This is a genomic window from Bacillus sp. 05T31 (assembly GCF_056396725.1).
Window position 1 is genome coordinate 1 of record NZ_JBFTMA010001090.1, and the last position, 951, is coordinate 951.

At 35.3% G+C, this 951-nt stretch carries 2 protein-coding genes; both read right to left on the minus strand.

The genetic code is table 11. The features are described from left to right. The coding region (locus AC1DJR_RS31555) for a CarD family transcriptional regulator (RefSeq protein WP_328192188.1) at nt 1–68 on the minus strand (68 nt) is incomplete at its 3' end. A gap of 201 nt (nt 69–269) precedes the next feature. Beyond that, nucleotides 270–951, minus strand: a 682-nt coding sequence (locus AC1DJR_RS31560) for an acyl-ACP desaturase (RefSeq protein ID WP_477004425.1), incomplete at its 5' end; no start/stop codon positions are given.

Genomic DNA, 951 nt, shown 5'->3' on the forward strand with positions numbered 1-951 from the left:
ATTATACCTGCTCCGTGCATTGGATAAACAATGTTATCGCCAATTTGAAACATATAATCCACCTCCATATATGGTAACCTTCTCAACCTTAACATATATGTGGTTTTTTATCAAATATTTTATAATATCATAAAATTGTTTTTATCGTCAACTACTTTTTATATAAAAATCAACTTAAGTAAAAACAGCACCAAAATAATAGGGAGCGTGTCGGATTTTTAATAAAGGGAAGGGGAATTTCCCCGCGTATATCCCCAAACCTTTACTAATTAACGTAGATCAGTTTTCTCTTGAAAACGACCAAATCGATCTCGTATTTTTTTTAATCTTGTATGGTACTCCAAAATCTCAATTCTTGCTTTTTCAGCTAAAGGCGCAATTGGTCGTAAGTCTTTTAACCCCCAATAATCAACCACTACATCAAGTACTTGATCAAAATATTGTAGTGGTCCATAATTCGCTTCTTTTGCAATCACAGCCATTCTATTTTCAAAATCAGGCATGACGGCACCTGGCATTTTAAAATTCTTAATCACATTGGCAATATGATAGCAATAATTAGGTTCTAATTCCAAATGTGTTCGAATGACGTCTCGATAAAACGCATAATGAAGAGTCTCATCTTTKGCRAGACGRCGTAATAATGTAGCAAGATCTGGATCATGCTTACTTGAAACCTTAGCTACGTTATTATAAAACACCAGCGTTGCAAGTTCTTGTAGCGTCGTATACGTCATTGCTTCGATTGGTGTATGAAAATCAGGCTCAAATCCMCCCTCAACGACTGACYTTCTTAAWTCATGTAWTCGTTTAGGGTTCACACTTCGAGTGAGTAGTAAATATGTCTCCAATAAATTCGAATGTTGATCCTCTTCTGAGGTCCAAGTATGAATAAAGTCTGTAATAACAGAAAGGGATCCTTTAAAGGTCGCCGATAAATACGTTGTAAAC